We start from the raw sequence: 20,859 nt of genomic DNA, 5'->3' as shown, positions 1-20,859 counted from the left end.
GAAGCCACCACAACGACCGAAGCCACCGCAACGACCGAAGCCACCGCAACGACCGAAGCCACCACAACGACCGAAGCCACCGCAACGACCGAAGCCGCCACAGCGCATACCAAACATACGCGGATCCTGGTTCTGGATGTCCATTGATACTAACTGACCCGTTTGAAATGGGTCAAAAGCCAACCCTTGAAGCTCATATTGATAATTCTGCATATCTTCCTCCCCTTTGTATTTATTGAGAATTTATCCTGAGTTGGAGTTGAAAATTATTTATTAGAGTCGTGTAATTAAACTTTAGAAATGATGAAAAGCCAAACCAATTAAATAAAACCAAAACCGATGCCAAAACAGCCAAATCCACCGAAACCGAGGCCGCAACCGAAGCCGCAACCAAAGCCGCACCCAAAACCACAACCAAAGCCGCAACCAAAGCCGCCACAACGAAAACCGCAACCAAAACCACAACGAAAACCGCAACCAAAACCACAACGAAAGCCGCCACAACGCCCCCAAAGGCGTGAATCCTCGATTTGTTGACCAACTGGAACTAACTGACCAGCTTGATAAGGATCAATTGCCAATCCTTGAAGCTCATTATGAAAACTCTGCATTTCTTCCTCCCCTTTGTATTTATTATGAGTTAAGCCTGAGTAGAGAGTTGACAAGTAAAATTATCAGAATCGGATATATAAACATTAGATACGATGTGTACTCTCATCAACAAATTATGTTTTCTTATAGGTCGCTGTTACTGAATCAATAGCCTATTTTACGTTGAGGAGGTATATGGGCAGTGCGTTGTATTGTGAAAAATGATCAAATCTGGCTAGAGAAGTAGATAGACGCCAAATAGCTGAAATAGCAAAGAATGAGTACTACTGGCGGATTGAACGGTTAAGTCAGGAAGGGAAATTTGCTTATTGGAAGGGCATTCCAATTGGATCCAAGCCATTAGTTGGCTCATCTAAAATAAGAAATCGCGGCTTGCCCAGAATCGCCTGAGCAATCCCCAATCGTTGTTTCATGCCCATCGAGTAGGTCCGTACTTTATCATTTTCCCTGCCGGCTAACCCGACAATCTTGATAACCTCTTGTACTCTATCTTTCCGATCAATCTTTAATAGATTGGGAAAAAGTGGGAAAATAAAGAATTTATAAAGACTCTAATAAATTGCCTACATTTACATGGAAGCTTTGTAACCAATGGTAAAACAATAAAAGTCATATTACTTAGTGCCATCTGTTTAGTAATGGTCACTATTTTTAAAAGCTAATTCAACAAAAAGAACCCGAGATTGGCTCTCGGGCTCGATTATTGTCATTATCCGGTGTATGCAAAAGAAACTATTGCTGCACCGTTGAATCTTGGACAATTATCCTATTGTTCAAGCTCACTGGTAAATTCGATAGGCTGGGACGATGGTGTCCGAAACAATTTCTTTTCCTTTTTCGCGAATGAAGTCCAATTTATAATAGGCATCAAATCGTTGGCTGATTTCCGTTTTTACCAGTTCGGGCGGAGTGACGACGATGAATTGGAACTTCAGTTTTTCGGCGACTGAGAAGATCGGGTCGAGGACATGTGCTGACGCCGCTTGTCCGAACGGATTATCACAGACTAAAGGGACCCAGCTTTGGTCTGATTCGTTTTTAACAGACAATAACATCATCATCATCACCATTCGGGCGGACAGCTTTTGTCCCCCACTGCCATCTGATTTCGTCCTTGAACCTTGATTAATGGTCTGCCAGGTTGAATAATGCTCCCTTTGCGGTTTTCCGTACATAAAGGCATTATCGGTTCTCATATTATAGACAAGCAGCTCTGGATAACGATTTCGCAGTGAGACAAACAGAATTTGCTCATCACTAATGAGTTGTTTAATTTCTTGATCAACGGCTTGATTATTAGAATCTATCGTATCAAATTGTTTGGTAATTTTGTTTATCGCAGCTACAAAATGCTGCTTCAGCAGCGGCTCGATATCTTCCGGCTTTTTCGGTAAGATGTCTTCTTTTAGCTGGACAAGTGGGAAAGCCCCTCGTTCATTTTTCAGCTTCATTTTTGCAATCATCGAACGAATCCCCTCTGAAATGCTCATGACCTTCATGCTGGCACGGCTTGCCCAGAAGTTTTGCGCCTTTTCTGCCCTTTCTTTGTCCCGTTCTAATTGTTCCAAACCACTTTGTGAGAAGCGCTTCATATTTTTAACGACACTTTGAATATGGGAATAATGCCTCGTATCCATATGGTCTAAAGTGGTTAATACTTCATTTTTAAAGCGAATCTCCCAATCTTTCCCTTCAATGGTCAGCTTTAAATTTCGTAACGATTGTTCGATTTTCGCATGCTTTTCCTTACCTTCTTCCTGAATGGCTTGATGTTTTTCACACCAGGAAAGGATGCATGCTTTACCTTGATTTTTCACTTTTTCTAAATCCGTATCAGTAAATGCTGCCGCGTCCTCCTTGAGGATCACGGATAAAGTTAACAAATCCCCTTCATAGCCAGTGATGTTCGATTCTGCTTCTTTTTGAAGCTTTTCAGCCTGCTTTATTTCCTCTAGCGTTTGTTTTGTTTGGTCTTTTATTTCAATCGCCTTTACATCTAAGTCAAGGTCTTCCCATTCTTCAGGCTGTTGTTCATGCTTTGATATTTTTTTTGCCGCTTTGTCACGCTGTTCAGACGCATGTTTTAGAGACGTTTCCGCGACGGTTACAGCTGTTCCTTGTTCCCGTTCTTCTTTTTCTGCCGTTTTTGCTTCCTTCTGTGCAGTCTGCAACAGATTTTCTAATATACTTATCGGTTCATGGGGTTCCGGAGCTTCCTTCCACTCCTTGTTTTGGGTATCGAGTTTTTTCTCTAATTTCTTTTGCTGCTTTTGTTCCGTTTCTTTTTTCGCTTGAATAACCAGTAATTCTCTAGCCTGTTCTTCCTTTGATTTTTGAAGCTGCTTTAGCTCTTCAATGCTGCCATTGATCTCCTCCAATAAATGTGGTGATAAACGTGGAACTTCTTCACAAGCTTCTGTTTTTTCATCAGCAGGAAAAACCGCTGTTTCAATAAAGAGGCCAATCTCTTTTATATTTTGTTCGGTTGTAACCTTCCATTCTAAATAGGTTTGATGCCATTTTTTTTGCAGTTCAACATTATTTTGATGCTCTTTTACAATTTCCTTTTGCCCTAAAATTAACGTTTCCTTGCGTTTTTCTTTCTCTATTTTTACACGGTTATTTTCTTGCTGAACTAGCTTATCTCGTTCATAATCTTCTATTTTCCCTACATCTCTAGTCAGCTTTTCGATTTTTACCTTTGTAGTCTCCAACTTTTCTTTTAGCTGGCGCTGTAATTCTTTTTGTTTTTGCTGTTGGGTTGTGTTTTCTTGTAATTGAACCATCTTGGAAAGAAGGGAGTTCTGTTCCTGATTCAAAGCTCTCTCCATATCAACAGCAAGATCACGTGACAGGAATCGATCGATTTCTTTTAAAATACGACGCAAGGAAGTTTCTGTTTTTTCAATTTCAATAAGGGCTTCTTTCTTTTCTTCTATTTGTTTAGCAATACTAATTTTCCAGTTGGTAAATTGATTTTTATCCGTTAATAGCTCTTTCTCTGTTCCGTTAATAATGACAAAGGATGGCTGGTGATGTTCGCTGTTCATTTCCTCGCGCAGGAAAATCGGAACTGGGCTTTTAAACATTCTTCCTGAAAGAACCTGCTGATTAATTTTTTGCCATTGCTGCCCGCTTACGATTAATCCATATGGAAGAAGTGGATAAGATAATAGATAATTGACCAGTTCCTCATTACTTAAAGATTGAAGAAACTGGGTTCCATAAAACACATCAATACCAGTCTTTTCATCAATCCATTCCTTTAATTCTTTCACATCTTTATTGGGAATCCAGAAGTGCTCATCATTTAAGGAATGATCCAATTGTATTTCCCATAAATCTTTTTTTATTTGTTCACCCTGTTCTCGATTATTGCCTAGTATCTCTTCAATCTGTAGGGCATATTTCGAAAGAAGCGCATGAGTTAAAGGTACTGTGACATCATCTATTAACCCATGAAGCCTATCTATTAGTTTTGCTTCTTTTTGCTTTTGTTCTTCATTTGCAGCTTTTAACTCTTCACATTTTTCTTCTGAAAACTGAATGGATTGAACGAGTGTCCCATGGGAGGTGGCTAATGTGTTTAGCAATTCTCTCGATTCTTTTTCGTTTGCCTTCAGCTCTTCTAACCTGGCCTTTTTATCTTCAATTTGCTTAAATAGAAACTCGATAAAGCCTCTTAAATCATAGGATAAGCGGTCGCCAAATTCCTTGATCAGGTTTTCTTCCTCCAACTCAAATGTTTGCATTTGCGTATAAAGGAAGTCAATTTCGGAACTAAGCTGGGCAATCTCTAGAGTCTTTTGTTTATCCTGCTGTGACAGGTCATTTCCTTTTTTCGTTAAGAACTTTTCATACCCCAAATATTGCTTAACTGATTCTTGTATGGATAGATAAGACTGCTCCCATTGTTTGCTAGCTTCTTTTTTGATTTCGCCCATTCTTTGATTCACTTGCTCTAAACCGCTATTTTGTTCTAATGTCGCGATCTGCTGTGAAAGAGAGCGAATACTTTGTTCGTTTTCACTCCACTCTTTCAATAGCAGTTGAAAGTCCAGCTGTTTTTTTCGTTCCTGTTTTTCTTTTACAAATTCTTGTAAGGAAGCATGCTTATTTTTTTCCTCTACTAATTTTTTCTCCCAATCTAGTACCTCTCTGTGAGCTTTTGCAAACTCTAAATTGTCTTGTTGAAAGCGTAAATCCGCTTGCCGCAGCTTTAATTTTTCCATGTCTTTCGCTATAGTAACCAGCGTTTCCTCTTCTGTTTGCTTCAAATGCTGAAGCGCACCAAGCAATTTTCTTCCTACCTGTACACTGCCCGTAACAATTTCTTTATGCTCTACTCCTTTTGCCAGGTTTTCTTCAAAAGGGATAATGTCTTCCAAAAATTCTTTATGTGCTTGTTCTCTTTTCAAAAGAACAGGTAAATCCTTGGCAATACTTGCCTGACTCTTGAATATCTCGACAAGATCATTCTTTTGATGTTCTGTTCTGTGCAAGACTTGACTTACAGTAGGAATAATTCGTTTTTGTAACAGGGAATGATCATCCTCCGCTCCCTCAAAATATTTCCCAACTCCGCCTTCATCTTTGTTAATCTCTTTCATAATATCCCAGTCTTTACGGTTAATTCCGTATGTATCAAGAATGCGATAGTGCTTCTTGCTATCTTTGTAAACGTCATATCCATTCCATTTTAAATAGTCCTTCAAGCTTTCGGTTTCAGCAACCTCATCATTTTCAAAGAGTGGAATATGCTCTAGTGATGCCTCTTCTTTCCGCTCAAATTCTCTTGTATAAAAGGTAATATTAGGGAGGATCTTCGCTTCCTGTTCCAAAGTTTTGCTTTCATTTCCGCCTTCTTCACTCATTGAAATCCGCTGTTCGGCGGAGAACATTCCTCCGGTTACCAGGTGCCGACGGTCGGCACCGTCTAATTCCCATTGAATGACAACATGAAACGTATAAGGAATAAATTGTTCTTTATTATTAAAAAAGAACTGCTGATAGTAACGATTGTTTTGTTTTCCCCATGAAGTCCCAGGCTTGAGAATTTGGAAGATGGTTTGCAGGAACACACCCTTCCCGCCCCCATTCATCATCGCTATCAGGCCATTTGTGGATGTTTCTTCATTATGAAAGTTAAAGGTGGTATCTTTATATTGCTTTTGCATGCCATCATACTTCAGGCCTACAATTCTAATTCGATGGATTTTCGGCATGCTCCCCCTCCTCCATTATCATTAACTTTTTAAATAATTCATAACGATCGTAGTCGTGATACAGGTATTCAATCCGCTCAAAAAGCTCTTGTTTAGGAAGTGCCTTTGGAATATCATCCCGGTCAAGAATGATGATCAGTCCCTCAGCCTCTAACAATCGCATCGAACTGGCAACTAAACCGATTCTGGTCCGCCGATTGCCTTTTTTGGTGCCATAATCATCATTGTCAACCTCCATGTATTTCCACGTTGTCACAACATCCTTCATATCAATTCTTTCCTCTTCGCCAAAATTAGGTTTTGCTTTAAGGATGCTTTCCCAATTTGTAATGAGATCGTTGACAAGACGTTCCAATGCGTAATAGCTAATCCCTTCACGCTTTGTTCGGATTTTTGCAGCCTGATTTTGGTCGATGGCTGCAAGGAAAGCCATAATCACAATGCTGATTAGATGAAAATGCTTTTTCGTTTCCACCTGCCGATGCTTGTCCTTTAAATGGGTAAAATTCGTGGCAAATACAGAGCCGGTGGGCTGGACAACTAAGTGAATCCGTTTAGGCGATTCAATGATATATGTACCTGATTCGTCCGCCAATAAAAGAACGGTCTGTCTCACTTCCGGCTCAAAATACGTCTGGAAGTGTTCGCTATTTTCGTCAATTACTTTATCTTTTAATAGAGTAAAATAGACAGCTGATGCTTTTTTGATTGATTCTGCACTCATCTTTTTTCCTCCAGTACACATAGCTTAAACGGGGTAATTTTCATTTGATACCAATAATGAGGCTCTGCTCGGTGATCAAACATAGTAAAGAGTTTTATGCCTTCAAAAGTTTGAAATTGTGGATATTCCTGCATTAATTTATAAAGGAGAATTTCCCTCTCGTCACTTAATGTTTCTTCTTTCCGATGCAACACTTGAACCTTCAACGGTTTTTTATCAAACATCATCCATAAATCAATCGTTTCAGATTCTTCAAACCACATATCCTGCACTTCTAATGGCAGCGTGGATAAATCTGCTAATGAAAATTCTCCGTATGTTTGTAAATGCTGAAAAACATAACTCCATGCCTTAACAACAGAATCCCAGTTCGTCACTCGTGGACGAGCAACACTTTCTTCTGATTCTTCTTCGATTACGGCATCACTTAGTTGTTTTTCATCGAATTCCTGTTCTCCCCAGATCCAATCAAGCGGCAAAATAAATTCATTCTTCGGTGAAAATAAGGGAGAAAGTACTCTTTCGATGGTCTCGAAACTTTTAAACCCTTCCTTCATGAACCAATTTTCATAAAGATGTTCTCGAAATGAAACCAGACTGGTTTCCCAAAACAAGGAAGGATTTTCTGCTTTTAATTTCATCTCATACGAGATATTTTGAATAACAAGCTTGGCAAAACGATCATGCAGCTGCCTTGTATGGCCAATTTTTTCTTGGAGAAGCATCAATTCTTTTTGGATCGCCTCATCGGCTTCATTACTTCGTTTCGTTTTTTCTATCATCCTCGTAATCGTACGGAAGTGATTTTTTTCTTCTTCAAATTGCTTTTCAATTTCAACGCGATTGTCTGCCCTTTGCCATTCTTCTTCCATCAGCAAGATTTTAGGATTGTTAATCATTTCCTTCTGGAAAGTGAATTCCTTTGCCATTAAGCGGTTTACGCGTGAAATGAGGTGATCGAGGTTTCGGGTAGCTTTTCTAAAATTACCGTTTTTAATGAGCTGCATACTATAGAGCTGTTCAATCGTTATCGAGAATTCCTCTGCCATTTCCCTGCTCATAAAAATCATTTCCTGAGAAACATCTGTAAGTTTATAAACAATCGATCCGCCAAGCTCTAAATTTGTATAGATTTCATCCATTGTGACATATCGGAAGACCTGGGTATCCCATGATTGTCTTATTTCATCGTAATATAAGGCTTCAAACGGTTTGCTAAACTCTTCTTTTCCCTGATATAATAGCCCGCTTGTAATCCGATCAATTTGCTTATCGTCTGCCAACAGCTTCATTTGCTTAATGGAATCTTCTACCATATACTTGATATCTGATTTGCTTCTATGATCATCATCATTTAATTCTCGATAAAAGATGGTAAGGAGCACCTGCATCAGAATACTTTGGATATAAGGCTTTAGCTCTCCTACTTCCATTCCCCTGCCAAGCTCAAACAGTGGATTTAATCGTTGCAAACGCTTGCCAAACCCTTCCCATGATTCGTTCACGTCCATCGCCTCCATGTTTCCACGGTTAAGACCTCTTGAGGAATTCTCTTATTTTCCTGCCATAATTGCCGTAATAGTGCTTGCTCCTCTTCTGTAAACCATTGAAAAAATAAATCACGGTATTTGAGGTTTTGTGTTTGACCGATTTTCTGGTCATTTTTTTGGTCTAAACATTCTAGCATTTTACGATAGATTTTTAAGGCAGGCTGAATACTACAATCTGGATATTTTTCTATAAGCCGTATGAGGATTCCGTAACCAGCGGCATCAAGATCTCCTGCGTAGTAGAAAAGATAGGACTTTGGCGGAAACATTCGAAAGAAAAAGGAGAAGCTCCGTTCAATTTTCGTGCCTTCCCCATAAATAATGAGTTCTGGCTCATAATCGAGTTGATTATCTTCCAATAATTTAATAGAAGTATGAAAGAAAGATAGATTTTCGACGATTAGTACTCTCTGAATATCTTTTAATTCTTTTCCTTGTTTCATCCAAAACACAAAAGGCTCCCCGTAGTTCACCACTTTAAGTCGGTCTTCTGATAGGCCAATCCTAGTTAAAAAGCCTTTTCCATCAGGAAAACTATCATGATCCAATAAGAATTTTTCATGACCAAACAGCTCGAGGCTTCTTTCTTCTACTGATACGAGTTCCCGTTCCTGACTGGACTTTAGAAACGTATATACATTCTGGATTCGCTGCCATTCATCCTCTGTCTGCCATTCGGGATGCCGTTCATAATAGGAAAAATCAAATTGATCACTTAATTTCATCATCTCAAGACGATCCCATTTGTCAGCCTGAACTTTTTTATTTACCCAGTAATATAAGGCAAGCGCAGGTGTTTTCCCATTGTATTGATTATTTTGAATCGGGATAAGCATTCCTTCGGCTTGCAATGTTTGGATTGCGCGATAAAACAACGAATAACCGTCCATTTCAAAATAATCATCCATTAACTTGCGCAACTGAAATTCCAAATCGTTACTATTCATTTTCTTTTTTTGTTTTGGGTGTTGAATATCAGCAATAAAACCCCTCACCCGTGTTTCTATGATGTCGATTGTACTCACCTACTTACATCTTCTTGGAGTCATGAATAGACTCCTATTACTTTTTTGGACATCCTTTTATTATAGACTAGTTGCGTTATGGTTGGTAAATGAAAATTTCTTAACATAAAATGGTGCCTGCCCCCCGGCGCTGTAACGCTTTAAATCGTCGGGGGTCAGGCACTTGAATTCAGGATATAATTATTTTAGGGCTTTACTAACTTTTAGCTTCTTCCCTTTTATGGTTGCATTCTCCATGGCTTGTAAAACGAGCGAGCCTTTTCCATTCAGAATATCAACATAGGACATTTGATCTTGGATCGTAATAATCCCAATATCATCAGCAGTTACTCCAGGAATTTTCGCAATCGTGCCAACAAAATCTACCGCACGAAGCTTCTTCTTTTTTCCACCGCTAAAATATAGTTTCATGATATCTTGGTTAATTCTGGCGGTTTTATTATTTCTTACGACTCGTCGGCCGCTGATTTTTTCTTCGAAAGCAGCTTTTTTACCAGCAACTTCATGTGGCTTAGGCGCATCCATTATTGGAATTTCAAAGCCAATATACCGTTCAATATCTTTAACGAATTTTCCTTCATAAGGTGTCGCAAACGTAATCGCTTTTCCTTCATTTCCTGCGCGACCGGTTCGGCCTGTCCGGTGGACATAACTTTCTTTTTCCATTGGAACATCAAAGTTGATAACAAGTGTCACATTATCAATATCAATCCCTCGTGCTGCTACGTCGGTGGCAACTAAATAACGAAAATTTCCCATTTTGAATCCATCCATTACAGCAAACCGATCTTGTTGATCTAATCCGCCATGGAGTCTTTCACAAGAATAATTGGATTCTTCCAATTTCGTATAGACAGTATCGACGTGTTCTTTGGTTCGGCAAAAAATAAGGCAGCTGTCTGGATTTTCAACGACGGTAACGGACTTAAGGAGTGGAATTTTTTCATCTTCCTTTACTTCGATTAGACGATGTTCTATTGTATCTGCCGTGATCCCAGTAGCCTCAATCTCGACATTAACAGGATTTCCCATATACTTATGGCAGAGATTTTCAACATCCTTAGGTAATGTTGCTGAAAATACCATTGTTACTCTGTTTAAAGGGAGTTCATTTATAATTGTTTCTACTTCATCTATAAAACCCATATTAAGCATTTCATCAGCTTCATCTATAATTAGATACTTAATATTATCTAAAACCAGGGTTTCTCTCTCAATATGATCGATAACACGACCTGGGGTACCAACAACTACATGGTTTTTTTGTTTCAATTCTTCTTTTTGTTTCGTAAAAGGTTCTTTTCCGTAAACGGCCATTGCTTTGATCCGTTTAAACCTTCCAATATTCTTAATGTCTTCGCGAACTTGAACAGCCAACTCTCTGGTTGGTGTAAGGATTAAGGCCTGTGGCAATTTTTCTTCCCATTCAATCATTTCGCAAATAGGAATTCCAAAGGACGCAGTCTTGCCGCTGCCTGTTTGAGATTTTACGACAAGATCTTGATTTGCCAATGCTAAAGGAATGACTTTACTCTGAACCTCTGTCGGAGCTTCATATTTTAATGCCTCTAAAGATCTTCTTATTTCATCGCTTAAATTATAACCCTCAAAACTTTTTTCACTCATGTATTAACCTCGTTTTTATGTATTATCCGGCTTATCTATAGGATTTCTCTCGAAGAAATATCATATGCATAATCTGAATTATGGTTCATTATACATGAAATGCAGGCAAAAATGAATGAGTAACACTGCCGGCATTGGGCGATGGGATACTTTTGGTTACAGTGCCTGTCACCGCCCGCAACCACCGTATTATGTCGAAATCCTCGACACTATTTTCATCAAAGATACGTGTAATTAATTCAGGTATCTCTCGGATTCCTTAGTATAATGCAATACTTGATTAAGATTACCATTTTTGAGTTTTACTGCCCATTCTGAATCAGCTAGTAGTGCACGTCCAACAGCTACATAGTCAAATTCGTCTGCTTTGATTTTTTCATCTACAATTTTGAGTTCTGGTATTTGGCCCATTGGTGAGTGTAACTTTATCGCCATCGACTGCACTTCTTAACTAGAATACTAATAAAGTCCTGAAAACTAAAGAAATCTTTTTTATCATTGTTAGTTCTCCAAAGCAGCCCTATTTAACACGTTTCTAGTATTTTTTTTAAAAGTTCCCCCACCCTGTCCTTTTTCACCCAAAAAACCATATATAGAGGGTGAAAGGAGGTGAGGGACTCATGGCACAGGGATTATTAGAAGGCACTAAGCTTCGCTTGGTATTTGAAGCAGGATTAGATGACCTTGGTAAACCGATTTACAAATCCAAGACATTTAGCAATGTGAGAAAGGAAGTAACGGTTGATCAGTTATTCCAGGCATCACAGGCGATTGCCTCTTTATGCAACGACCCGCTAAACAAAACGGAACGTAACGACAGCACTGAAATCACCGCTTAATTTTGAGGGTGACGATAAAACTGGTGCCCAACCGTCAAAACGGCGGCCGGCATCACAAAGGAGGTGAATCACATGGCAAAAACATTGGAATTGCAATTTGGCACGGAGCTTGGCAAAACCGCCCGCCTTTCCTTGGACAACCCAAAGGAACCGATTGACGAAGCGGCAGTCAAGCAAGCGATGGAGCAAATCATTGCAGCGGCGGTTTTCACATCGGCCAGTGGCAGATACGTGGAAGCCAAAGGTGCCCGCGTTATCGATCGCAACGTCGTAGAATACGAGATTGTTTAATGGTAGGGAGGCCGGATTCAGTTGATGAACCCGGCCTCTTTTTATAAAAACCGCTAGGAAAGGAGTGAACACTCGTGGATCAACTCATCCCCCTCGTCAGCGAGGTAGGCTTCCCTATCGTTGTGACCCTTTATCTACTTTACCGGATTGAATCCAAGCTTGATTTAGTGGTCCAATCGATTCAAAATCTGCCAGAGCGAATGAAAGGCTAGACCAAATCCGAGTACGTAATCAGACGCGGAACCCCATTCATAGACTTGGGGTTCTAATTTTTTTACAAAATTTTGCCAACATAGTGGTATCCAAGTCTAATTCTTTAAATAGATTCTGTCGTAAAAAATATGTGCAAAAATGACCTAAATTGCCAAAATCGGCTTCAAAAATCATTTTTGAAGCAAAAAAACGCACTTTAAGACTCAAAATTGGCCTCAAATTGGATTTTTGGTGATTCGATTTATGCTGCCAAACCCGTTATTGTTGAGGTGCCTGATAAAGGTCAAAGCGATGAAGGGTGGCAACAAATCATGAGTTTAAAATCTGGATGCATTCAACTTTTTGAAGAGTATTCGAAATTTGCTAGTCTCACAGAATTCAATCATCATATGGAGTTGTGGTTATTAGAACATAAGGAGGATTTTTCTAAAGGGGAATTACTTGGATTAAAACGGCTGGTCCGTTTCGCGGCCAAACTTCCTGGTGTTGCCAATGCCAAGATTGGAACAATCCTTAAAGTCATTCATGAGGAATTTCAGGACAATGGCATTTCCCGTTCTACGTTCAAGCGAATGGTCCTTAAGGCTAGAGAGCTTGGAATCATCACCGTCCATGAAACCGAAAGAAAGAATGGCTCGCAGTCTAGCAATTTATATGTGTTTAATCGTTTTCCATCCAATGAACCACCCAAACCGGAAAAAATGAACCAGCCAAAAGAAACTAGTAATCTTTTAAAAACTGAAAAAGATCAAGAGATAAAAAAACGTAAAGAAGAAACGCTTGAATTTGATCATACCTATGTGAGCAATCGTGTTCCTCAGGAATTTGTCCAACTGGTTAAGTATTTCTATTCAGACGCAAAAACCATCGAGGAGTTCTGGCACATGACCCAGATCGCTGCCTATCGCAATAATAGCGAAAAGGAAACCGAACGTATGCTGGAAGTGGCAATAGAGTCGTTTAAACAGCTGATTCGCAAACTAAAATTCACGAATGCCGTCAGAAAACCGGTCGCATACTTTTATGGGGTTCTTAATGGTAAATTTATGCGCCGGTATTATGATGCACTTTATGGAGAATATGGCTATCCTACTACGAAATACGACGATCCTTTCAGCAATAATCCGATTGTAGATCGAGTATTGGGCAACCTTTAACTCAAACCATAAAATTCTCCTGAATTTTTTAAAGAACAGATCAAAGTATAAAACCTGCGTCTTTAAACTGATTAGCGGCCAAATCTTTCAACCAGCAAATTTCTCTCATGCAATAATTTTTCGATAATCCTGTCCTGTTCACCACATGGATATTCAATGGCACATGGGACCGTTTCAGGAAATTCTCGTAAAATGTCCTGGATAGGGAGATCACCGGATTCGATATCTGTTACCTCAATACCCGTATCTGTCTTTTGGACATTTTTGATATGGATATAGTGGACAAACGACTTCAACTGTTGCGCACTCTCAACTGGGTTTTCATTGATATACACGAAGTTTCCAGTATCAAAAGTTACCCCTATTGGTAAACCATGTTGAGCAGCTTGTTCCATCACAGCTTTTAGCTTGTTTGCACTGCCTTTTTCTTTTGTTTGGTCATTCTCAATGACTAATTTAATCCCTGTGCTCTCTAATAAGGCAGCGATTTGGTTGGCATGTAGTCGGGTTAAATCATTCAGATCCCCCAAAGTCAATTTCACTTGAACAGCCTGCAGTTGTTTCGCCTCTTCAAAATACCCTTCCACTGCAGGATTTAGCTTATTTTCTTTAAATAATTCATCGGGTACAGAGTAAAACAGGGTCAATTGCTGTTCCCTGGATATGTCAGTAATCCTGTCCATTTCAGCTTGACCATTTTTGAAATATTCTCTACGAACCTCAACATATTGAAAGCCTGCAGATTTTAATTCTTTCAATACATCCGCTTGGCTGCAATCTTTATTTTCTGAGAACACTTGTTGATAGGCAAGTGTATTTAAAGCAACAACTCTCGACATACGTTCACCTTTTTCTATTTTTATGATCACTCTTGTAAAGAAGTCAGAATTTCAATTCCCATGACAGTAGCAGGAATTCTATAATTAGGTGGCAAATTTGATAATATCACGACCCCAACTTGATTTTCCTGATCAAATCCAATATAGCTGTTATAATTTCCTGTTCCACCATTATGCCAAATAATATTATTTTCATGATCAATCATCCAGCCAACCCCAACCGAATCAATATGTATTCCCATTTTTTCATTACTGGCAGATGATGCATTTACTTCAGCTAATCCCTTATGTGCGATTGAGAGATAATCTGGTTTTTCTCGCATATGAATCTCGGCATACTGCATCATATCGGTAATATTAGACAATATTGCACCTGCCGGCAAATAGGCATCTGATTCTGACCATTTCCAATAATGACCCAGATCACCAGAACGATCTGATATTTTTGTATTTGTAAGTCCTAAATCATCTGAAATATAGTCATTCATCAATGGTGTATAATCTTTTCCATATGCCTGCTCGAGCACGGCACCTATAGTTGCCATTCCAAAATTAGAATACTTAAACGGGTAGTCGGAATTTTCCACATTAATTTTCCCGATTCTATCCAAGAGCATCTCCTCTGATATTCCGTTAAAATCATTTTCTTTGTGTAGGAAATTGGAAATCATTGGCTTTTCAAAATAGTATCCTCGATAACCGGACGTATGCGTCACTAGCTTTTGGATTGTTGGATAATAGTCTCTCTTCTGAAGACTCAAATACTTTTCAATAGAATCCTCAAGACTGACCCTTCCCTCACTAATAGCTTTACACAGCAATGATGTCGTAAAGGTTTTTGTAATAGAGCCAATTTCATAGATATGCTCTTCTTGGGGTAATTCCATACCATTCTCTCCATAAACGTTATATGCCATTTTGCCATCCTTAATAATTCCTACAGTGATAACGGCGTCCTTATTATTTTTGGTTGTATAAGCAAGCATTTCCTTAAATGTCATTTCCGCTAATTGATTGATTTTATATGAACCATAAAGAGAATAACCACCGAATCCAGCAGCAACAACCAGAAATAGGATTAAGACTACTTTCAGTGTTTTCCTTTTCTCCCATTTACGTTTTCTCATATAAATCGCCATCCAATATTAATTTATATTAAAATACTTGAAATCAATTGACCAGTCCATCTTACTTCTAAACCATTGAACCCAATCCAAATTCCAACTATTTTTGGCTAATAAAAAATATTGACAGAAGACTACGTATATTCGCAACCCATTAACTATCTCCATCATATCCCTTTTTCTATCACACTGCTATTCCTAACCATGTGCCGAATTCCTTATATGGAATAAAATGAGCCCAAAATCAGCAAGTCGTCTAAAAACTAGCCTATTTTGTGCTCTTTACTTTCACACCCTAATACTTCTTCTTTGTGTATATACCCTTTATTCCTTTATGCCGTTTTTGGGGTATCCCCTTTTTTTGTGTGCTTTCTTACAGAATTAGAATACATCAGAATATCTTGCATATTGGCGGTTAATTCTCTCTTTATCAAATTCATGATGATAATTAACAAGAAAAATCCTAAAACTGAAATTAGTTCAACCCATGGATAATGAAGTAAGAACTTGAAATTTTGTCCGATCAATCCCGACCATTCATTTGATAATGAGGCCAAAGGAGAATCATCGGAACCGTCGTTAATACCGCCAATTTGCGGGCCGCCAATAAAAACGGAAAAGATACCCAGGTGCATCATCAACACTAGTGTGTTCATATACTGTTGGACTCCGATCAACGGCCCATAGGATCGTAAATACGGAAACAAGTGCTTCCTAACGATAAACCAATGATTTGCCCCCATTAAATAAGAACTCTTGATAAAGGTTTGTTTTTTCAACTCCTCCACTAGATCTGCTGTGGTCACTGCAACAGATGGAAAGGCAACAATGAATAAAATAGCAATTTGATAGGTGATAACAACACCAATTGGTATTCCCGTATATCTAACCGTTACCGGCAGCATAAGCAAAATGGCGATAATGATGCTCGGTACATACCGAAAGCCAATAAAAAAATCTTTAAAATAGGTTTTGATGTTGGGGTGGCAAAAGGACAGGATGGTTCCCGTGATCACCCCTAGCAGCAGCCGAAAAAACGTGACAATAAGTGCCGTCAAAATCGTGTACTTGGCACCATCCAAAACTACAAGAAACATATCTTCTCCATTGGGATTGGTACCAAATATTTTACCTAAAGAAGGAGGGAACGGAGCACGTCCAATCAAATCCCCCTGCCCGTCGTATCTTAACATCTCTTTGTTATAATCAGGCGGCCCGTAAAAGGGATAGAGACAGCTGGCGATCAGGATGCCCAGAATAATCAAAGAACCTGCAATGGTGATTTTATATTTTTTCATAACCGAACCTCTTCTTTTCCCCTTGTCTTATACGAAATGAATCTAACAATCAAATCCACCAGAATAATCGGGAGGGCAAACAGAATAAAGTTGAACAACACTTGGGAAACAGGCTGAAAAAATATATTCCCAAGAACTTCGGTGAATCCCTTAATTTTAAACATAAATTCAATCAAAACCATGTTGGAAAGAACCATCCATACCACTGTCCTAAGCTGGACCATGTACATAGGCAACGTATTGCGAAGCATATGAACCAGATAAATTCTGGAGAGCCCCATTCCTTTCGCCTTTGCATAGGTCACATAATCTTTTTGGGTCTCTTCTTCAAATACATTTGCCCAAAATTGCGCCAAAAATAAGGAAGGCAAAAAGGAAATGACCACTACGGGAATAAAATAAGGAGTCCCGGTGAATCCATACAATTGAAATAGCTTTAACCCTGTGCTCTTGTAAATATAGATAACAGTAATCTGAAACAGGAAAATGACAAGCAGGTCTGGAATGGCTTCAACCATATCCAGCAACCTTTTAAAGAGTCGCTTGAACTTATTAGGCCCGACGAGTGTAGACGCGGCCAATATCAATCCTTGCACCGTGATCAGCAATAGTGACAGGATCAAAATTTCCATTGTGTAGACATATCGATCTATTACATCTTGAGTTAGCCACATTTTGAAGCTGTAATTTTGAAAAAACTGAATGAACGTATCCAAAAACTTTTCTTTAAAGGTATCATACTGAATATCTATGGTCCCTGTATCAACATTAAATAGTCTTGGGATGGACAAAAAGAGCGCAAACCCAGTGATGATACAGGTAAAACGAATGAAATAATGAACAAGTGTTTTCATTTTTCCCCCCTCAAACTTAACTTACTGCGCCCGAAAAACGACTAGTCAGTTTATTTTACCAATAATATACTAGTCAGTCTATTTTTAAGCTATAATCATTATTAAATAAGGATGAATAATCCAGGTTTTTTGCAGATTGATGATAAGTACAAGGAAGTATTCAGAACCATTTAATCAAATTTATCTATATGAGGAGCAGGACTATGCCAGTAGTGTCTGATGACTATAAAAAAAATAAAAAAGCCTTAATACTGAAAAGTGCCTTTGAATGTTTTGCCGAAAAAGGATTTCAAGTTGCTACAATGGAGGATATTGTAAAACACTCTAACATAAGTAAGGGTGCTATATATAATTACTTTAGTAGTAAAGATGAAATCTATATAGAGCTTATGAACCAGCGTACTTCTGAAAGCATTAATAAGCTGAAGGATGAACTGGGCAGGTTCACAACCTCCCACGAAAAACTGGAACATCTGTTTAATACATACAGCGATGTTAATAAAACATCTGACTATGTCAATATGACAAAAGTGCACATTGAATTCTGGCTGTATTCCACTAGGAAAGACGAGCTGCGTACGATCATGATTTCAAGATTCAATATGTATAAAGATTTATTCAAAACGATTATTGACGAAGGGATTAAAAATGGGGAATTTTCCAAGAAAACAAATTCGGAGGAACTCTCCCTCATCTTCTGGGGGGTTATGGATGGCAGTTCATTACATCACGCTATGCTTCTAGAACTCTTTCCATTTCACAATGTCATAACCGAACTGAAACAAATCATTTATTCAAAGTTACATGAAAACGGGCAGGATTATTGAACAAGGCTAACAGAAAATATATTCTCAGACGCGTCATGAAAGCCAGTCTCATGACGCGTTATTTTATTACTATGTAAAAAAAAACAAAAAAATTTTATTGGAATTTTTTTAACGCTAATATAAATAATAATTTAAAAGTAGGTAAAAGGAGATGGTTAAAATGACCCATAATAAAGATATTCAAAGTATACTCGGTTTTGAAATATATGCACGTTCACGATTTTTTAATCAAGGTAGTGAAGATTATGATCCCTTTAAAAACCCTATAATACATAAACAAATAAATGGACGGGTGATCGTTCCACTTAATGTAGAAAAATTATTCGGAAAATAGGTCAATTTTCCTAAAACATGGATTTTCACACCATTACAATGAGATGGAGGTTTTTAGCATATGAATATTACTTTGTTTTTTGGGCTATTAATTTTGTCTCAGCAAGTAAGTATGCCAAGTAATTTAGTTATCACTAATAACGGGTACCCCATCTCAGTTGTAAATCGTACTAACTTTTCGATAAATTATCCTGTATTACCCATTATTAATACGGAAAAGTTAATAAAATTTACAGACGAAATCGAACAACAAGTTACTAAAGAACCTAAAAATGCCATAATAAATGAGTCCGGAAATATCACACGAGAACAAGTAGGTTACCGATTGAATCGCCAAATTTTCACAGAAAAAATTATGTCTTATTATTTTAATAATACTTCATCAGAAATGGAAATCCCATTACAAACAATTTATCCAAGTGTTGATAGTGAATTGCTTGGAAATATTAGAAGTAAAAAAATTGGAGAATATATAACATCCTTTACTAATAAAAGCATTGAAAGAAACAATAATATCGATCTTGCTGCAAAAGCGATTAATAATTACGTACTCTTTCCAGGTGAAATATTCTCATTTAATAAAGTGGTTGGCGAAAGAACAGCAGTGAAAGGATATATGCCTTCTACAGTAATAATTAAAGGGGAATTTTCAGAAGACTTAGGTGGTGGAATTTGTCAAGTATCATCTACCCTTTTTAATGCTATCGATAATGCTGGTTTAAAAGTTATTAAGCGTTACTCACATAGTAAAGAGGTTTCATACGTTCCCCCAAGACGGGATGCCACTGTTAGCTGGAATGGACCTGATTTAGTCTTTAAAAATGAATACAATCAACCTATATTAATTCAGGCTAAAACATTAAAGAATAGATTATTAATTGAGATATATTCCTCTGATGTCATTACTTATACGCCTAAAAGTGTTCCATACCTCCCTTATGAACAACATCGCCCTAAGTAAAGCTATACTTGGGGCTTTTTCTTTTACATTCCTTGCAAAAACAAGAATAAGAAAAGGGACAGGACACACAAACTATGCTAAAAAGGAGGGTGTATATCATGGATGAGAAGGGTTTAAAACAGAACGCTAGTAATACTTTACCTACGAATAAACAGAAAACTTCAGATAAAATAGCAAGCATTGATGAGTTGAAAAAAGAACATGAACCAGAGTATGTCTTTTTATATTGGGATGAATGGAGATAAGGATCTTAAGAAGAGAAAATGAAATGGATATGGGATAGAATAACAACAAAATAAAGCAATTCTCCTTACTGAGAATTGCTTTCAATCCGACATTCTTTTGAGCTCTAATTATTATTTAAGATTGGATAATTTTTCGCCAGTCAGTATTTTAATAGTTCTGCCGAATGGTTCTTGTCTAATTGAACATATTTGCTTTCAGCATTAATTACAAGTTCTACCTTGTCGTTATTTGGACTTATCCAAAGTTCATACAACGCAACTTTTGTTTCTATTTCCGGATTTTCATATTGAAATGCAAACCTGTAATCAGGAGGGCGTACCATAGATACTTGTGCCTTTTCCCAATCAATATTGTCCACTATCTCTCTCACCTTTTGAACTTGGTCATTATGAGTAATTTTATTGAATTCTTCATATCTATTTTCATCCCCGATACGCTTCTCAACATCTATATACTGTTCTTCATCTTTTATTAAGTTTGAACAACCTACTATAAAAAATGAAATAATCCCCAAAAAAGCAATCAAATATTTGAAATTTTTCAAGATCATCTCCCCCTTAATATAATTAGACGAGTCATATTTGGAAAAGTCTCAAAACTCCTCGCAACCAAAAAGCACTTGTGACTTAAATCGAACTCTACTTTATTTCAGCCGCTATGATGGAATGTGGATAATGCTCTTTCAGTTGGGCAAAATAGGTTGGGGAACGATGCTAACAAAAGGTTTGCATCTTGTCTCCTATCTTAATTAGGGAGTGAAATTATATGGCTGAAAATAACGAACGCAATCGATTTGGTGGAAATGAAGACAACAATGCTATGAACCAAGCTGGGAACAATGCGACTAATCAAAATGGCAGTGGTGTTGGTGAGGCGGTAGGTACTATTGGTGGTGGTGCGGCAGGTGCTGCGTTAGGTTCTGTTTTTGGACCTCTTGGCACTGTAGCTGGCGGCCTAGCGGGTGGCGCGCTTGGTAACCAAGTGGGCGAGGAAGCTGGCGGAAACAACAATGCTTCCGCTAACAACCGTAATAATAACCAAGGTTCTCAGAACGACTAGGAAAAAAGGGCTTGAGGAATTCCTCAGCCCTTTTTTATTTAAGAAAGAACTTGGTT

22 protein-coding genes and 1 pseudogene are annotated in these 20,859 nt (G+C 38.2%); 9 read left to right on the top strand and 14 right to left on the bottom strand.

The genetic code is table 11. The features are described from left to right. From AR334_RS28795 to AR334_RS08350, 9 genes and pseudogenes are all read right to left on the bottom strand, one after another. On the bottom strand, positions 1-213 hold a 213-nt coding region (locus tag AR334_RS28795; RefSeq protein WP_082692880.1), incomplete at its 3' end, for a heterocycloanthracin/sonorensin family bacteriocin. 107 nt (positions 214-320) lie between these two features. Further along, positions 321-611: a hypothetical protein gene (locus AR334_RS28790; protein WP_082692852.1), complete on the bottom strand. Its 291-nt coding sequence runs from the start codon at positions 609-611 to the stop codon at positions 321-323. A 318-nt stretch (positions 612-929) separates the two neighbouring features. Further along, a pseudogene (locus tag AR334_RS30320) lies at positions 930-1,109 on the bottom strand (ATP-binding cassette domain-containing protein); the annotation flags it as partial. A gap of 282 nt (positions 1,110-1,391) precedes the next feature. Further along, the gene (locus AR334_RS08375) at positions 1,392-5,837 is read right to left on the bottom strand and encodes a hypothetical protein (RefSeq protein ID WP_066308044.1); all 4,446 of its coding nucleotides are present in this window, start codon (positions 5,835-5,837) and stop codon (positions 1,392-1,394) included. Then, on the bottom strand, positions 5,815-6,561 hold the full coding sequence (locus AR334_RS08370; RefSeq protein ID WP_066308041.1) for a DUF6063 family protein: 747 nt from the start codon (positions 6,559-6,561) through the stop codon (positions 5,815-5,817). The genes AR334_RS08375 and AR334_RS08370 overlap by 23 nt, the downstream gene beginning before the upstream one ends. Then, positions 6,558-8,072 (bottom strand): hypothetical protein, encoded by a 1,515-nt coding sequence (locus AR334_RS08365; protein ID WP_253701226.1) that lies wholly within the window; start codon positions 8,070-8,072, stop codon positions 6,558-6,560. The genes AR334_RS08370 and AR334_RS08365 overlap by 4 nt, the downstream gene beginning before the upstream one ends. Further along, positions 8,063-9,136 carry a Wadjet anti-phage system protein JetD domain-containing protein gene (locus AR334_RS08360; protein WP_156431221.1) on the bottom strand — a complete coding sequence of 358 codons (1,074 nt, stop codon included), beginning with the start codon at positions 9,134-9,136 and terminating at the stop codon, positions 8,063-8,065. The genes AR334_RS08365 and AR334_RS08360 overlap by 10 nt, the downstream gene beginning before the upstream one ends. Before the next feature lie 180 nt (positions 9,137-9,316). After that, positions 9,317-10,762, bottom strand: a complete 1,446-nt coding sequence (locus tag AR334_RS08355) for a DEAD/DEAH box helicase (protein WP_066308031.1) — start codon at positions 10,760-10,762, stop codon at positions 9,317-9,319. Positions 10,763-10,996: 234 nt separating this feature from the next. Next, positions 10,997-11,197, bottom strand: a complete 201-nt coding sequence (locus AR334_RS08350) for a hypothetical protein (protein ID WP_066308029.1) — start codon at positions 11,195-11,197, stop codon at positions 10,997-10,999. A gap of 185 nt (positions 11,198-11,382) precedes the next feature. On the opposite strand from AR334_RS08350, the gene AR334_RS08345 reads away from it, so the two are divergent. The 4 genes from AR334_RS08345 to AR334_RS08330 all read left to right on the top strand — a co-directional run bounded on the left by AR334_RS08345 (position 11,383) and on the right by AR334_RS08330 (position 13,262). After that, complete coding sequence (locus tag AR334_RS08345; RefSeq protein ID WP_066308027.1) at positions 11,383-11,601, top strand: DUF1659 domain-containing protein; 219 nt, start codon at positions 11,383-11,385, stop codon at positions 11,599-11,601. A gap of 72 nt (positions 11,602-11,673) precedes the next feature. Continuing rightward, positions 11,674-11,892 (top strand): DUF2922 domain-containing protein, encoded by a 219-nt coding sequence (locus tag AR334_RS08340; protein WP_066308019.1) that lies wholly within the window; start codon positions 11,674-11,676, stop codon positions 11,890-11,892. Positions 11,893-11,966: 74 nt separating this feature from the next. Further along, a complete protein-coding gene (locus tag AR334_RS08335; protein WP_066308016.1) occupies positions 11,967-12,104 on the top strand; it encodes a YvrJ family protein in 138 nt (45 codons plus the stop codon). A 312-nt stretch (positions 12,105-12,416) separates the two neighbouring features. Next, on the top strand, positions 12,417-13,262 hold the full coding sequence (locus tag AR334_RS08330; RefSeq protein WP_253701225.1) for a hypothetical protein: 846 nt from the start codon (positions 12,417-12,419) through the stop codon (positions 13,260-13,262). Positions 13,263-13,333: 71 nt separating this feature from the next. Here the strand turns inward: AR334_RS08330 and AR334_RS08325 are convergent, their stop codons facing one another. The 4 genes from AR334_RS08325 to AR334_RS08310 all read right to left on the bottom strand — a co-directional run bounded on the left by AR334_RS08325 (position 13,334) and on the right by AR334_RS08310 (position 17,377). After that, positions 13,334-14,101, bottom strand: coding sequence for a sugar phosphate isomerase/epimerase (locus AR334_RS08325; protein ID WP_066308009.1), 768 nt, complete (start codon positions 14,099-14,101; stop codon positions 13,334-13,336). A 26-nt stretch (positions 14,102-14,127) separates the two neighbouring features. Next, positions 14,128-15,228, bottom strand: coding sequence for a serine hydrolase (locus AR334_RS08320; protein ID WP_216638016.1), 1,101 nt, complete (start codon positions 15,226-15,228; stop codon positions 14,128-14,130). A gap of 329 nt (positions 15,229-15,557) precedes the next feature. After that, positions 15,558-16,523 carry a hypothetical protein gene (locus AR334_RS08315; RefSeq protein ID WP_066308002.1) on the bottom strand — a complete coding sequence of 322 codons (966 nt, stop codon included), beginning with the start codon at positions 16,521-16,523 and terminating at the stop codon, positions 15,558-15,560. Beyond that, the gene (locus tag AR334_RS08310; RefSeq protein WP_066308000.1) at positions 16,520-17,377 is read right to left on the bottom strand and encodes an ABC transporter permease subunit; all 858 of its coding nucleotides are present in this window, start codon (positions 17,375-17,377) and stop codon (positions 16,520-16,522) included. The genes AR334_RS08315 and AR334_RS08310 overlap by 4 nt, the downstream gene beginning before the upstream one ends. A gap of 203 nt (positions 17,378-17,580) precedes the next feature. Between AR334_RS08310 and AR334_RS08305 the strand changes: the two genes are divergently transcribed. The 4 genes from AR334_RS08305 to AR334_RS29450 all read left to right on the top strand — a co-directional run bounded on the left by AR334_RS08305 (position 17,581) and on the right by AR334_RS29450 (position 19,743). Beyond that, positions 17,581-18,204, top strand: a complete 624-nt coding sequence (locus AR334_RS08305) for a TetR/AcrR family transcriptional regulator (protein ID WP_066307997.1) — start codon at positions 17,581-17,583, stop codon at positions 18,202-18,204. A gap of 160 nt (positions 18,205-18,364) precedes the next feature. After that, positions 18,365-18,538, top strand: coding sequence for a hypothetical protein (locus AR334_RS29875; RefSeq protein ID WP_172799185.1), 174 nt, complete (start codon positions 18,365-18,367; stop codon positions 18,536-18,538). A gap of 60 nt (positions 18,539-18,598) precedes the next feature. After that, complete coding sequence (locus tag AR334_RS08300) at positions 18,599-19,498, top strand: VanW family protein (protein WP_066307994.1); 900 nt, start codon at positions 18,599-18,601, stop codon at positions 19,496-19,498. A 98-nt stretch (positions 19,499-19,596) separates the two neighbouring features. Further along, on the top strand, positions 19,597-19,743 hold the full coding sequence (locus AR334_RS29450) for a hypothetical protein (protein WP_156431220.1): 147 nt from the start codon (positions 19,597-19,599) through the stop codon (positions 19,741-19,743). Between the two features lie 140 nt (positions 19,744-19,883). Here the strand turns inward: AR334_RS29450 and AR334_RS08295 are convergent, their stop codons facing one another. Further along, positions 19,884-20,288 (bottom strand): hypothetical protein, encoded by a 405-nt coding sequence (locus AR334_RS08295; protein WP_253701224.1) that lies wholly within the window; start codon positions 20,286-20,288, stop codon positions 19,884-19,886. Between the two features lie 275 nt (positions 20,289-20,563). Here AR334_RS08295 and AR334_RS08290 point away from each other — a divergent pair, with 275 nt between their 5' ends. Beyond that, the gene (locus tag AR334_RS08290; protein ID WP_066309319.1) at positions 20,564-20,803 is read left to right on the top strand and encodes a hypothetical protein; all 240 of its coding nucleotides are present in this window, start codon (positions 20,564-20,566) and stop codon (positions 20,801-20,803) included. Positions 20,804-20,859 lie beyond the last annotated feature (56 nt).

It is taken from the genome of Bacillus sp. FJAT-29814 (genome assembly GCF_001510715.1).
Classification (GTDB): Bacteria; Bacillota; Bacilli; order Bacillales; family Cytobacillaceae; genus Neobacillus.
This window is presented reverse-complemented; position numbering and strand designations above follow the sequence as displayed.

Bases quoted from the DNA above. Each gene is read 5' to 3' on its own strand.
- AR334_RS28790 (WP_082692852.1), bottom strand. From the start codon at position 611: ATGCAGAGTTTTCATAATGAGCTTCAAGGATTGGCAATTGATCCTTAT.
- AR334_RS08375 (WP_066308044.1), bottom strand. From the start codon at position 5,837: ATGCCGAAAATCCATCGAATTAGAATTGTAGGCCTGAAGTATGATGGC.
- AR334_RS08370 (WP_066308041.1), bottom strand. From the start codon at position 6,561: ATGAGTGCAGAATCAATCAAAAAAGCATCAGCTGTCTATTTTACTCTA.
- AR334_RS08365 (WP_253701226.1), bottom strand. From the start codon at position 8,072: ATGGACGTGAACGAATCATGGGAAGGGTTTGGCAAGCGTTTGCAACGA.
- AR334_RS08355 (WP_066308031.1), bottom strand. From the start codon at position 10,762: ATGAGTGAAAAAAGTTTTGAGGGTTATAATTTAAGCGATGAAATAAGA.
- AR334_RS08350 (WP_066308029.1), bottom strand. From the start codon at position 11,197: ATGGCGATAAAGTTACACTCACCAATGGGCCAAATACCAGAACTCAAA.
- AR334_RS08345 (WP_066308027.1), top strand. From the start codon at position 11,383: ATGGCACAGGGATTATTAGAAGGCACTAAGCTTCGCTTGGTATTTGAA.
- AR334_RS08340 (WP_066308019.1), top strand. From the start codon at position 11,674: ATGGCAAAAACATTGGAATTGCAATTTGGCACGGAGCTTGGCAAAACC.
- AR334_RS08330 (WP_253701225.1), top strand. From the start codon at position 12,417: ATGAGTTTAAAATCTGGATGCATTCAACTTTTTGAAGAGTATTCGAAA.
- AR334_RS08325 (WP_066308009.1), bottom strand. From the start codon at position 14,101: ATGTCGAGAGTTGTTGCTTTAAATACACTTGCCTATCAACAAGTGTTC.
- AR334_RS08320 (WP_216638016.1), bottom strand. From the start codon at position 15,228: ATGAGAAAACGTAAATGGGAGAAAAGGAAAACACTGAAAGTAGTCTTA.
- AR334_RS08315 (WP_066308002.1), bottom strand. From the start codon at position 16,523: ATGAAAAAATATAAAATCACCATTGCAGGTTCTTTGATTATTCTGGGC.
- AR334_RS08310 (WP_066308000.1), bottom strand. From the start codon at position 17,377: ATGAAAACACTTGTTCATTATTTCATTCGTTTTACCTGTATCATCACT.
- AR334_RS08305 (WP_066307997.1), top strand. From the start codon at position 17,581: ATGCCAGTAGTGTCTGATGACTATAAAAAAAATAAAAAAGCCTTAATA.
- AR334_RS29875 (WP_172799185.1), top strand. From the start codon at position 18,365: ATGACCCATAATAAAGATATTCAAAGTATACTCGGTTTTGAAATATAT.
- AR334_RS08300 (WP_066307994.1), top strand. From the start codon at position 18,599: ATGAATATTACTTTGTTTTTTGGGCTATTAATTTTGTCTCAGCAAGTA.
- AR334_RS29450 (WP_156431220.1), top strand. From the start codon at position 19,597: ATGGATGAGAAGGGTTTAAAACAGAACGCTAGTAATACTTTACCTACG.
- AR334_RS08290 (WP_066309319.1), top strand. From the start codon at position 20,564: ATGAACCAAGCTGGGAACAATGCGACTAATCAAAATGGCAGTGGTGTT.